This window comes from Pseudomonas schmalbachii, from assembly GCF_017589465.1.
Taxonomy (GTDB): Bacteria; Pseudomonadota; Gammaproteobacteria; order Pseudomonadales; family Pseudomonadaceae; genus Pseudomonas; species Pseudomonas schmalbachii.
Genome location: NZ_JAELYA010000001.1, coordinates 364,910 through 377,404 on the forward strand (window position 1 = coordinate 364,910; position 12,495 = coordinate 377,404).

At 63.3% G+C, this 12,495-nt stretch carries 9 protein-coding genes; 6 read left to right on the top strand and 3 right to left on the bottom strand.

What is annotated here, in order from left to right; genetic code table 11:
* Window positions 1-11: 11 nt before the first annotated feature.
* Both JFY56_RS01510 and JFY56_RS01515 read right to left on the bottom strand, forming a co-directional pair.
* On the bottom strand, window positions 12-1,445 hold the full coding sequence (locus JFY56_RS01510) for a sigma-54-dependent transcriptional regulator (protein ID WP_208311721.1): 1,434 nt from the start codon (window positions 1,443-1,445) through the stop codon (window positions 12-14).
* Complete coding sequence (locus JFY56_RS01515) at window positions 1,420-2,916, bottom strand: sensor histidine kinase (RefSeq protein WP_208311722.1); 1,497 nt, start codon at window positions 2,914-2,916, stop codon at window positions 1,420-1,422. Before JFY56_RS01515 ends, JFY56_RS01510 begins: the two co-directional genes overlap by 26 nt.
* A gap of 442 nt (window positions 2,917-3,358) precedes the next feature.
* Here JFY56_RS01515 and JFY56_RS01520 point away from each other — a divergent pair, with 442 nt between their 5' ends.
* The 5 genes from JFY56_RS01520 (at window position 3,359) to JFY56_RS01540 (ending at window position 9,811) form a co-directional block, all read left to right on the top strand.
* Window positions 3,359-4,753, top strand: coding sequence for a hypothetical protein (locus tag JFY56_RS01520; RefSeq protein ID WP_208311723.1), 1,395 nt, complete (start codon window positions 3,359-3,361; stop codon window positions 4,751-4,753).
* 34 nt (window positions 4,754-4,787) lie between these two features.
* Entirely contained in the window at window positions 4,788-7,106 is a 2,319-nt protein-coding gene (locus JFY56_RS01525) for an Ig-like domain-containing protein (RefSeq protein ID WP_208311724.1), read from the top strand.
* Between the two features lie 69 nt (window positions 7,107-7,175).
* Window positions 7,176-7,676 (top strand): curlin, encoded by a 501-nt coding sequence (locus tag JFY56_RS01530; RefSeq protein ID WP_208312485.1) that lies wholly within the window; start codon window positions 7,176-7,178, stop codon window positions 7,674-7,676.
* A gap of 377 nt (window positions 7,677-8,053) precedes the next feature.
* A complete protein-coding gene (locus JFY56_RS01535; protein ID WP_208311725.1) occupies window positions 8,054-9,424 on the top strand; it encodes a hypothetical protein in 1,371 nt (456 codons plus the stop codon).
* 51 nt (window positions 9,425-9,475) lie between these two features.
* Window positions 9,476-9,811, top strand: a complete 336-nt coding sequence (locus JFY56_RS01540; RefSeq protein WP_208311726.1) for a hypothetical protein — start codon at window positions 9,476-9,478, stop codon at window positions 9,809-9,811.
* Window positions 9,812-10,124: 313 nt separating this feature from the next.
* Here the strand turns inward: JFY56_RS01540 and JFY56_RS01545 are convergent, their stop codons facing one another.
* Window positions 10,125-10,553, bottom strand: a complete 429-nt coding sequence (locus JFY56_RS01545; RefSeq protein ID WP_208311727.1) for an Lrp/AsnC family transcriptional regulator — start codon at window positions 10,551-10,553, stop codon at window positions 10,125-10,127.
* 254 nt (window positions 10,554-10,807) lie between these two features.
* Between JFY56_RS01545 and JFY56_RS01550 the strand changes: the two genes are divergently transcribed.
* On the top strand, window positions 10,808-12,490 hold the full coding sequence (locus tag JFY56_RS01550; RefSeq protein ID WP_208311728.1) for a flavin monoamine oxidase family protein: 1,683 nt from the start codon (window positions 10,808-10,810) through the stop codon (window positions 12,488-12,490).
* Window positions 12,491-12,495: the final 5 nt, after the last annotated feature.

Genomic DNA, 12,495 nt, shown 5'->3' on the forward strand with positions numbered 1-12,495 from the left:
CATGTTTTCGGCTAATGCTGCCGCTCCGGCCGGATCAGGCCGAGTTTCTCGATCTTGTAGCGCAGCATGTCGCGGGTCAGGCCGAGCAGGCGGGCGGACTTGGTGACGTTCCAGTCGGTCTTGTCGAGCATGCGGATGACCATGTCACGCTCCACGTCCGGCAGTTTCATGCTGCCCATTCCGGGCGGCGCATCGGTCTGCGGCGGGCGTTCGAGCGGGTGCGGGTCGGCGGTCCGGTGTGGTTCGTCGACCAGTCCAGGGCAGATGTTCAGCTGGGCCGGCTGCACCACATTGCCCTGCGCCAGCAATACCGTCTGCTCCAGCATGTTGCGCATTTCCCGCACGTTGCCCGGCCAGCTGTAGCTCAGCAGCAGCTCCTCGGATTCCGGCGAGAACTGCAGGTCCGACTTGCCGTAGCGCTTGCCGTGGTGGCTGAGGAAGTGCCGGGCCAGCAGCAGGATGTCGTCGCCGCGCATGTACAGGCGCGGCACCTTGATGCCGATGATGCGCAGGCGGAAGAACAGGTCGCGGCGGAACTTGCCCTGCTGGACCATCTGCTCCAGGTTGCAGTTGGTCGCGCTGATGATGCGCAGGTCGACCTTGCGCTCCTTCACCGAGCCGATCCGGCGGATGGTGCGGTCCTCCAGCAGCTTGAGCAGCTTGGCCTGCAGCACCAGGTCCATCTCGCCGATCTCGTCGAGGAACAGCGTGCCACCGTCGGCAGCCTCGACCAGGCCCACGCGGCGTTCCTTGGCATCGGTGAACGCACCTTTCTCGTGGCCGAACAGCTCGGCTTCCAGCAGGTTGGACGGAATCGAGGCGCAGTTGACCTCGATGAACGGCCCCTTGCTGCGCGCGCCGTCGAAATGCAGCGCACGGGCGATCAGTTCCTTGCCGGTTCCGGTATCCCCCTCGATCAGCACCGGCGGCAGTTCGGTGGTGGTCATCCGCCGTTCCGCGTCGAGGATCTGGGTGATGACGTTCTTCAGCCCGCGCATCGCCGCCGACTCGCCGATCAGCGCCTGGATGCCGGAAGACTGCGCCTCGCGCGCCTGGTAATAGGACAGCTTGCGCTCCATGCGCTCGGCCACCAGCGCCTTGTCGAGCAGCAGCTTGAGTTCGGACAGCGCCACCGGCTTGGTCAGGTAGTGGAATGCCCCCTCCTTCATCGCCGACACCGCATCGTCGATGTTGCCGTAGCCGGTCATCATGATCAGCTTCAGTTCCGGCGCGTCCTTGTTGAGCTTCTGGATCAGCTCGTGACCGCTCATGCCCGGCAGGGAATTGTCGGTCAGCACCACATCCGGCCGGAAGCTCTTCAGCTTCTCCAGCGCGTCTTCGGCGCTGTGGCAGACGACTACCTCGAAATCCTTGCGCTCCAGGTAGGTCTGGATGTTTTCGGCCAGCAGTTTGTCGTCTTCAACCAACAGTATGCTGTGTTCCATACTCCCCACCCTCGGCAATCTTGAACTGCAGCTTCACGCTGGTTCCCTCGTGTTCCCGGCTGGTCAGGCTGACCCTGCCGCCGAACCTTTCCATGATGCGTTTCACCAGCATCAGGCCGACTCCGAGCCCGCCCTGCTTGGTAGTAAAGAACGGTTTGAAGACCATTGCCTGCTGCTGCTGCGTCATGCCCCGGCCGGTATCGTCGAAGGTCATGCACAGCGTGCGCGCGGATGCGTTCGGTTCTATCCCGATCTTCAGCGAGCCGCCGGACGGCATGGCTTCCAGCGCATTGGCCATCAGGCTGTTGAGCACCTGCGAGAGCAGCACGCGCTGGCTGACCACATAGGGCGCGTAGTCGCTGGCGAGCTCCACCTGCACGCCGGAGTTGGCGATCTGCTGCTCGTAGGAATGCAGCACGTCGCGGGTGGTCGCGATCAGGTCGACGGCCTCGGAATCGCCGCTGAGCGGCCGCGACGACATCAGCAGTTCGCGCACCCATTTCGACATGCGGTCGACCTGGGAAATGATGTCGGTGATGTTCTTTTTCGCCGGCTGCTCCACCAGTTCCTCGGCCAGTTCGGCGCTGGAACGGATGGTCGCCAGCGGATTGCGCAGGCTGTGGGCGACGGCCGAGGACATCTCGCCGAGCAGCACGTAGGTTTCGTTGGTGAGCAGCTGTTTCTGCTGCGAGTCGAGCAGCGCGGCGGCGCGGCGGACGATCCAGAACAGGCCGAAATAGATCAGCGCACCCCCCATGGCAGTGGTCAGCCAGATCATCTTGTAGCCGCGCTCCATGCGCTCGATCAGGTCGCGCGGCTCCTTGTAGACCTCGACGATCGCCTGCACTTCCTGCTCGTCGGTATCGAACAGCGGAATGTAGTTCTCGATGACCAGGTCTTCAGGCGGGTGCAGGAATTCCTGCTCCTCGCTGCCCTCCTCCTTCTTGTGAAAGCTGGAGGCGACGCGCTCCTTGGAGACGAAGGCTTCCTCGAGGTCGGTATCGCCGAGCAATGGCTTGCCGATCAGGTCGGGATTGGTCGACCAGATGATCACCCGGTCGGGCGCATAGATGTTCACCAGCAGGGCGTCGGGCAGGTGCGAGACGTGATCGAGGAACTCCGCCCGGGCCTGGGACTGCGCCTCCAGCGAAGCGCCGGGAAGATCGGCGGAGTGGCGGGTGTCGAGGAATTCGCCCATGGTGCGCCGGCCGGTGATTCCGACGTGACGCAGTTCCGATGCCGCAATGGTCTGGATGAACTGAGCCGTCAGCATGGCATCCCGTTCGACGCTTTCGTTGACCACGAAGCGGATCGAGATGGCGCCGAGACCGAAGGTCACAGTGGCGATGATGATCAGGCTGACCAGAGAAAACCAGCGCAGCAGATTGAACTGCCTTGTCGGGTCTTGCTCTCGTGCTGCCTCCCCTTCCTGCCCCTGCGAAAGCAAGCCCTTGAACGGCAGTACTGGCATATCGGATGTCCTATCCGCTTTATTCTTTTAGGGTTATAGCCCACAGGTCCACGGGTATTTAAATCACGAATCGTGATTAAGACTTGCGTGATAGTAATCTGATGGCATTACCAATTCTGACGCCAAACTTCCGCCCCTCAACGGAATAATTCGCACAAAAACTAATAGCATGTGATGTAGGAACTCGCCTGTTCAATACAACAAGAAACTTCCTCCCCATTCTTCTCCCCCCACTTTCGGGGGTTCCGCGAAATAACCCACTCCTGGGTGATCCTCCCAACTCCGGGAAGCCCGCCACCCCCTCCCTGAAACCCTGAAACCCTCAAGTCCACTGGCCTCCAGACAGCTGGCAAGGTGCTGGCACGCTTGTTGCCGATGTCTCTTCAAGCTCCGTTCGACCGAGCTGTTTCCCCAGCCAGCGTCATTTCGAGAGGACTGAATCATGCACAACAGATTGACCCTACTGGCAAGCTCGATCCTGCTTGCGTCAATCAGTGGAGGTGCGGCGCAGGCAGCACTCTATGCCGTAGCACCCGCACCGGCCGAAGATGATCTCAGCACCGGCGGTTATGCACCGTGGTATCAGGATACCCATGGCAGGACCCTCGACCTTTGCCAGAGTAAGGCCGTCAGTTCGCGCGTCCCGGGCACCGTCGCTGCCCCGACCTACATGTGTACCCTCAACGCCGCACCGGGGGAGTTCGACCCCGCCCAGCCGATGCTCTTCCCTGCCGAACCCGATGACCCCGCCAACTGGCCGGATGAAACCTTCTGGTTCACTGCGGACTCCGCCATCACCGACGCGGCCAGCGGTATCGATCTTGGTTATGTCGCAGCCATCGAAGCGGCCTTCAGTGGCGATATAGCCGATGGCAACCAGGTGAGCTTCGCCCGCATCCGCATCCGTGTGGATGTTCCCGTCGCAGGCGTCTACACGGTCACCCACCCGTACGGTGTCGAAGTATTCGATGTGACTCCGGAAGAGTTCACCGACACCGGTGGCGACCGCGCGATCAACATGACCCGGGATATCGGCATCGGCACTCCGCGGATCGACTACTCGGGCGCGCTGAAGGGTGACATCGGCCCGTTCCTGCGCAGCGTCAACGGCCCCTACACCGAGACCAACCCGGAAACCGGCCTGCAGGACAAATTCATCGGTGACCCGAACCTTGAGGAACAGGTCACCGGCAGTCCCTTCAATACCAACTACGTACGTATCCAGGGGCCCAACGGTATCGACCTGCGCACCGACCTGTTCTCCATTTCCGGCAAGCTCTCCACCGTGGACCTCCCGGCGCCGAACCTGGTCCAGCGCGCGACCTACTCGCGGGAAAACGCCTCCGGCGGAGTGGCCGCGCAACAGGATGTCTTCACCATGGCACCGCCGCCACCCGGCACCGCCGTCTTCAACGACAGCGCAAACAATCCCGTGACCATGACCGAAGCCAATTCGACCGGCAGCTGGTACGGCCAATCGACCGTCAATCCGTCGCTGCCGGCAACCCTGCAGGTGACCGTCGACAACCACCTGGCAATTCCCACCGCTCTTGCCCCCAACACCGTACCGATCCAACTGACCGACCTGGTCACCATCACCCGCGCCGAATACCGGCTCAGTGACAACCGATTGACCATCCAGGCCTCAACCAGCGATCGCACCGCGCCACCGACTCTGACCGCCTATGCCGGCGAGAGCGGTGCGCTGATCGGCGAGCTGGCCGGCGGCGCCGACAAGTCCATGTCGCCAACCGTCGGCCTGGTTCCTCCGGCGACCGTCCGGGTGACTTCGGCGAACGGCGGTAGCGATACAGAAGAAGTGGTCATCGTCCAGTGACCAGTCCGATTCGGTTCAAGAGCCAGGAGGCATCATGAACAAGTGGCCACAATTCATGCTCAACACGCTGGGCCTGTCCATCGCCATGGTGGGTGGTGCAAGCGCCGCCCTGCAGGATTTCGACCGGGGGCCGTATACCCTCGCCACCGGCCGGTTCCCCATGTGGTACCAGGACTTCAACGGTCTGAAGCTGGAGCTTTGCCTGCAGAAGACAGTCAGCTCACGTTCTCCGGGCACTGCAGCCGCCCCCGGCTTCATGTGCACCATTCCTGCGGAGGGCGGATTCGATCCCCTGCAGCCCATCATCTTCCCCAACAACTTCCCGGGCGAAAGCTTCTGGTTCACCGCTGACGGCAGCGTCGGCGACAGGAACTGGGGTATCGAGCAATACGTCGCGGCAATGGAAGCGGTGGCCGGTGAGGGAGTGATCGTCGATGGCGAACAGCACAACTTCGCCCGCATCCGCATCCGCGCAGGCGTTCCCACCGCCGGCATGTACACCGTGCGCCATCCCTACGGTACCAAGGTGTACGTGGTCACCGCCCCCGGGCGCCGGGCTATCAACGATACCAGCGACGTGGGCATCGCCACCCTCAACTACGCGGGTGCCCTGAACGGAGCTATCGGCCCCTTCCTGTACACGGCCAATCCGAATGCGACTCCCTTGATGGACGGCGCCAAGGAAATCGCACGCTATTACACCGAGACCAACCCGGAAACCGGGCAAGTGGAACGGTTCATCGGCGACCCGAACATCGAAGAGGCCGTCCTCGGTAGCCCTGTCCTCGATGCCAGCGGCCAACCGCAGAACTACCTGGAAATCTCCGGTCCGGCAGGAACGTTGCGTACCAATACGTTCTCCATCTCCGGCAAGATCTTCGACGACCGCATACAGACTCCGGTAGAGGTGGAGCGCGCCACCTATCAGCGCGATGGCAGCGGCTCGCGAGTCGAGCTGTTCGTCAACTCGTTCCGTGCCGGCCCTAGTGGGCAGGCTCCGGTTCCGGCCGCATCGAACGTGTGCTATCGCGACACCCTGACGCTCGTCGGCACACCACCGGCGCCCTGCCTGCCGTCGCCGGCAGGAGACCTGAGGCCGGACAACAACGGTTACTTCTACACCACCTTCACCCGTCCCGGCGCCCCGCCGTCGGTCGTGGTGCTGACCGCCAGCGAAGCCGGCGGAGCGAACAAGCCGACGTCGGTATCGCGCACGCCGGTCGATGTGGTGAAGATCAGCACCGCCAGCTATGACTCGGCCAACCACCGCCTGACCATCACCGCGACTTCCAGCGACAAGGTGCTCAATCCTGTGCTGCTCGCCCAGGGATTCGGCCCTCTGCCAACCAGCGGGACCCTGGTGGTGGAAGATGTACCTCAGCCGCCTGAAAGTGTGATCGTGAAGTCGGCCGCCGGTGGTGCGGACAGCGAACCGGTCCGCGTCGTCGGCATCGCCGAGGCGCCGGCCGACAACCAGAAACCGCTGGCCGGGGCAGACTTCGCCAACACCAGCTCGGGCGTGCCGATCACCATCAACGTGCTGGCCAACGACAGCGACCCGGACAACAACAACCCGCTGGCCATCGACAGCTTCGTACCACCGGCCGCCGGCCAGGGGACCGTGGCGCTCAACGGCACTACCAGCCTGACCTATACGCCACCGGTGACCAACGTCCCGCTGGTTGCGACCTTCACCTACATGGCGAAGGACAGCAAGGGACTGGCCTCGGACCCGGCAACCGTCACCGTCAATGTCAGCCCCAACCAGCCGCCGGTCGCCGTCAACGACGCCGCCACCACCCTGGGTGTACCGGTGACCATCGCCGTGCTGGCCAACGACACCGACCCGGAAAGCAACCTGCCGCTCGGCCTGGTCAGCGTGACCCAGCCGGCCACCGGCCTGGGCACGGTAACCGCCAACGCCGACGGCACCGTCACCTACAACCCGCCAGCCAACTTCACCGGCACCATCACCCCGACCTTCACCTACCTGGTGCGGGATTCCCTGGGGGCGGTCTCGGTGCAGCCGGGCAGCGTAACGGTGACCGTGCAGCAACGGCCGACGGCCAATGAGACCTTCACCGTGACCACGGCGGAACTCCAGGCCCGCACAAACAACCGCTGGACCTGGGAGTTCGCCGGTACGTCGTCGCTGACCAACGCCAACACCATCACTATCCGCGTCCAGTCGACGACCGGCCTGGTGACCCTGGGTACCACGACGGTGCCGGCCAACGGTCGCTGGCGGTTCACCGCGAACAACTCGCTCGTGGCACCCGGCTCGACGCTGTCGGCAACCATCAGCTCGTCCTTCGGCACAACCCGGACTGTTGCGGTTACACAGACCCGCTAACGGGTGAAGTTCCCCGCCTCCTCCCGGGGAGGCGGGGTGGTTGAAGGCCAACGGACAAGGCCCACCGACATGCAGTATCCGGCACTGGTTTCTCGACTCATCGCAAGGTTGCTGTTCGGCCTGCTGCTCAGCGTCGGAAGTTCGCTGCTGATGGCCGACGACCTGATGGACAACGGCGATCTGTCGAACACCGGCGACCTTGATGAACCCATCGTCATCGCACGGCTTGCGATGCCGAAAGGAGCCCAGGCAACCATCAACCAGAACGGCCAGGGGAACAGGGCCGGGCTGAAACAGAACGGAACGGCGCTGATCGGACAGATCGTCCAGAACGGCAGCAACCAGGAGGCATACATCCTGCAAGAAGGCAGTAACGACATCGCCTTCATCTACCAGACGGGGTATGGCAACCAGGCGGAAATCATCCAGCGCGGCTACGACAACCGCGCACAGATCAGCCAGAACGGCAACCAGAACAACGCCCGCATCGAACAGATCGGCAACGGATTGGGCGCCAGCGTGAGTCAGGTCGGCAATGGAATGCGCGTGGAAGTTCGACAAAGGCAATGAACCACGCTGCCGGCAGTTCCAGGCAGCAGAGGGATCGCATCCCGGAGGCACTGAAATGTTCAAGCTCAAGCCCCTCGCAGCAGTCATCAGGGAGCCGGCATTCACAAGAAAGACGCCAGCGGGATGGCCACCGGAAGCAGGGAGGAACAAGGCTACCAAGGGAACAACCTGAAGCGCGGCTCCGACAACCGCACGAGCAATGACGATAACGGCGACCAGCACCACGCCCACACCACCGAGAAGAACTGGGCAAGGCATCGGGAGCCAGCGCAGGCCAGGTCGGCACTGACATGCGCAGAGAGATTCGCCAACGCCAATGAGGTACCGGCGGCCTGAACCTTCAGACCGACAGGGAAATCAATCCAGGAGGCTTCACCATGCTCAAGTTCAATCTCACCCCCATCGCTTCGGCAATCCTGCTCATGGCTGCAACCCACGTCATGGCCAACGACAGCGTCACCAACCAGCTCCAGGTGGGTGAAGGGAACAATGCGTTTTCCCTTCAGGATTCCAGCATCAATGACAGCACCGTCAACCAGGTCCAGTCCGGCAGCTTCAACGCCGACTACGCCGATCAGATCAACGAGAGCGGAAGTACCGTCAATCAGCTCCAGAGCGGGCAGATGAACGACAACTTCGCCAGCCAACTGGACGGTGTCGGCAACACGATCAACCAGACCCAGATCGGTCCGGACGGATTCGACTCCGTCAACGGCACGATGTCGTTCCAGACCGGGCAGACTTCCGCTACCGCGACCATCAACCAGGTGGGCACCAATCACCTGGCAATCACCGAACAGGACAACTTCCTCGGCGGCACCACCGCCAACAACCAGGCCCTGATCGAACAGAGCGGCGATGGCAACTACGGCACCATCAGCCAGGCGGACCAGACCGACAGCTCGGCCTCCATCTTCCAGGGCGACGGGCTCAATACCGCGCAGGTGCTCCAGAGCGAAGGCAGGGCCAGCAATACCGACGTCTATCAATCGGGCGATACCAACGAAGCGCTGGTATTCCAGGACTTTCAGGACGGCAGCGATGCGCTGGTGGTCCAGTCCGGGGCCCTCAACCTGGCGGTGATCGACCAGAACGGTGCCGGCGCCGTGTTCAACGACAACAGCGCGAGCATCGCGCAAACCGGGATGCTCAACCAGACGGAGATTGCGCAGTTCGAAGCCTCCGGCTCTACCGGAATCGCCGGGGTGGATGGCGAGGGCAACCAGCAGTATGTCTACCAGACCGGCAGCGGCCATTCCGCCAGCGTGGCCACCATCGGCAACGACAACCTGATCCAGATGGGCAATACCGTCACCGTCGGTTCCAGCGAAGGCGGCCAGTCCGGTAGTGGCCAAACCGCCGAACTGGCCCAGCTCGGCGACCGCAACACCATGACCGTTGCCCAGGCCAACAGCAACAACGAGCTGTACTTCACCCAGAACGGCAACGACAACATCCTCGTCGCCGAACAGCGCGGCACGGACAACGTCGCCGAAGGCTATACCGGCGGCGACTTCAACACCGTGGAGCTCTACCAGTCCGGCGACGGCAACTACGCCAACACCTTCCAGGGCGACCTGAGCGACAACAACGTCATCAAGATCACCCAGAGCGGTGTCTCCAGCAACGCCTACGTAGTCCAGAACGGCTCCATGAACAACGCCGACGTCCTGCAGACCGGCAGCAACATGCTGGCCAACGTCAACCAGAGCGGTACTGCCAACATCGCGGTCGTCCAGCAGCACTGATGGAATGCCGCTACCATCTCACGATGGTAGCGGCTTCCCTTCCCCACCCTCATGTCCACCATCCTTCCTGCCCTCATGCTCGCCAGCCTGGTTCCCGTCAGCCCGAGCCTCGATCTCCAGCCCGGCAATGCGGGAATGCTCGTCCTGAACCTGTGCTTCACCGGCGGCGGCCAGCAGGTGCGCTTCGACCTGCGCATGGAATCCCTCGGCAAGGCCGGCCGCTCACGTTCGCGCCAGCAGGGCCAGCTCGTCGCCGCGACGGAGCAGCACTGCCCGGCGCGCATGCAGGTCGGCCCGGGGAATGCCGAGGAAGTCCGCGCGTACCTGCGCTGGTGGGTGGATGGGGTCGAGCAGGAACCGCTCGACAAGCGCCTGCATCGGCTTTGATATGCGGGACCGGATGATGGGTATCGCGCAAGCTCAACCCATCCTACTTGCTGCTGCGTGCCCTTGTAGGAGCGCCCCATGGGCGCGAATCGCGGGCATGGCCCGCTCCTACGGATACTCCGGCGTTGCGATCCCCTCACCCCAACCCTCTCCCGGAGGGAGAGGGGGCGCGACGGTGTGAGGTGGTACACCATGCCAGCCGGCAACTCCGGACAGTCCCCTCTCCCTGAGGGAGAGGGTTAGGGTGAGGGGGAAGCATCATGACGATGCAAGACAGTTGCTCCTACAGGCGCCACCACCCGGCGCAAAAAACTCAACGATCGATGCGCGTCGACAGGATGATCGACGACATCGTCCGCTCCACCCCGTCCAGCGCGCCGATGCGGTCGAGCAAGGCGTCCAGGTCGCGGATCGACAGCGCCTCGACGATCACGATCATGTCGAAGTTGCCGCTCACCGAATGCAGGGTCTTCACCTCCGGGATCTTCTCCAGCGCCTGCACCACCTGGTGCGACAGCTTGGGCAGCGCGGTGACCAGTACATGCGCGCGCACCAGCGACTGCGCGTAGCTGTCCGACACCTTGATCGAATAGCCGCTGATGATGCCCTGCTGCTCCAGCCGCTCGATCCGGCTCTGCACCGTCGAGCGCGATACCCCGAGCTTGCGCGCCAGCTCGGAAACCGACTCGCGGGCGTTGGCGCGCAGGAGGTTGAGCAGGGCCGCGTCGGCCTTTTTCGTCATTTTGCGTATTTCTCCGGTTAATCTGTCTGAAATTACTCGTTCATATGACAGATTCACGGATTCATTTCAACGACACCCTCTGGAATAGTGTTCGGCAACGGCGAGCGATCCACGGCTCGCCATTTTTTCGCCCGCACGTTCGCCTGCCCGTCCATCGGACCGGCCGCCGAACGACCCGCGCGGCCATGCAAAGCCTTGCGGCCTGGACGATGCTGAATGCCCGGGCCGGTACGCCATCCAGCTGGGAGATTCCAATGAATAACAACCGTCACCCCGAAAGCCACGGCAAGAAACCCGTCACCATCTTCGGCCCGGACTTCCCCTTCGCCTTCGACGACTGGATCGAGCACCCCGCCGGCCTCGGCAGCATTCCGCAAGCCGCCCACGGCAGCGAAGTCGCCATCGTCGGCGCCGGCATCTCCGGGCTGGTCGCCGCCTACGAGCTGATGAAGATGGGCCTCAAGCCGGTGGTCTACGAAGCGTCGAAGATGGGCGGCCGCCTGCGCTCCGAATCCTTCGAGGGCGCCGAGGGGATCATCGCCGAGCTGGGCGGCATGCGCTTCCCCGCCTCTTCCACGGCGTTCTATCACTACGTCGACAAGCTCGGCCTGCAGACCAAACCCTTCCCCAACCCGCTGACCCCGGCCTCCGGCAGCACGGTGGTGGACCTGGAAGGCACCAGCCACTACGCCGAGAAACTCGACGACCTGCCGGAAATCTTCAAGGAAGTCGCCCAGGCCTGGGCCGACGCGCTGGAAGACGGCGCGCGCTTCAGCGAAATCCAGGACGCCATCCGCGAGCGCGACACGGTCAAGCTCAAGGCGCTATGGGACGAGCTGGTGCCGCTGTGGGACGACCGCACCTTCTATGACTTCGTCGCCAGCTCCAAGGCGTTCTCGAAGCTGAGTTTCCTGCACCGGGAAATCTTCGGCCAGGTCGGCTTCGGCACCGGCGGCTGGGACTCCGACTTCCCCAACTCCATGCTGGAAATCTTCCGCGTGGTGATGACCAACTGCGACGACCACCAGCACCTCGTCGTCGGCGGCGTCGAGCAGGTGCCGCGCGGCATCTGGAACCACGTGCCGGAGAAATGCGCGCACTGGCCGGCCGGCACCTCGCTGTCCTCGCTGCACCACGGTGCGACGCGTCCGGGCGTGAAGAAGATCGCCCGCGCCGCCGACGGCACCTTCGCCGTCACCGACTACTGGGGCCACACCCACCACTACGCGGCCGTCCTCGCCACCTGCCAGACCTGGCTGCTGACCACCCAGATCGAGTGCGAGGAATCGCTGTTCTCGCAGAAGATGTGGATGGCCCTCGACCGCACCCGCTACATGCAGTCGTCGAAGACCTTCGTCATGGTCGACCGCCCGTTCTGGAAGGACAAGGACCCGCAGACCGGCCGCGACGTGATGAGCATGACCCTCACCGACCGCCTCACCCGCGGCACCTACCTGTTCGACAACGGCGACGACAAGCCGGGGGTGATCTGCCTGTCCTACTCGTGGATGAGCGACGCGATGAAGATGCTGCCGCATCCGGTGGAGAAGCGCGTGCAACTGGCCCTCGACGCGCTGAAGAAGGTCTACCCGAAGGTCGATATCGCCAGCCACATCATCGGCAACCCGATCACCGTGTCCTGGGAGGCCGACCCGCACTTCCTCGGTGCCTTCAAGGGCGCGCTGCCGGGCCACTACCGCTACAACCAGCGGATGTACGCGCACTTCATGCAGGACGACATGCCGGCCGAACAGCGCGGCATCTTCATCGCCGGTGACGACGTATCCTGGACCCCGGCCTGGGTGGAAGGCGCGGTGCAGACCTCGCTGAACGCCGTCTGGGGCATCATGAAGCACTTCGGCGGCGCCACCCACCCGGAAAACCCCGGCCCCGGCGACCGCTTCGCCGAACTCGGCCCGATGGTGCTGCCCGACTGAGCAGC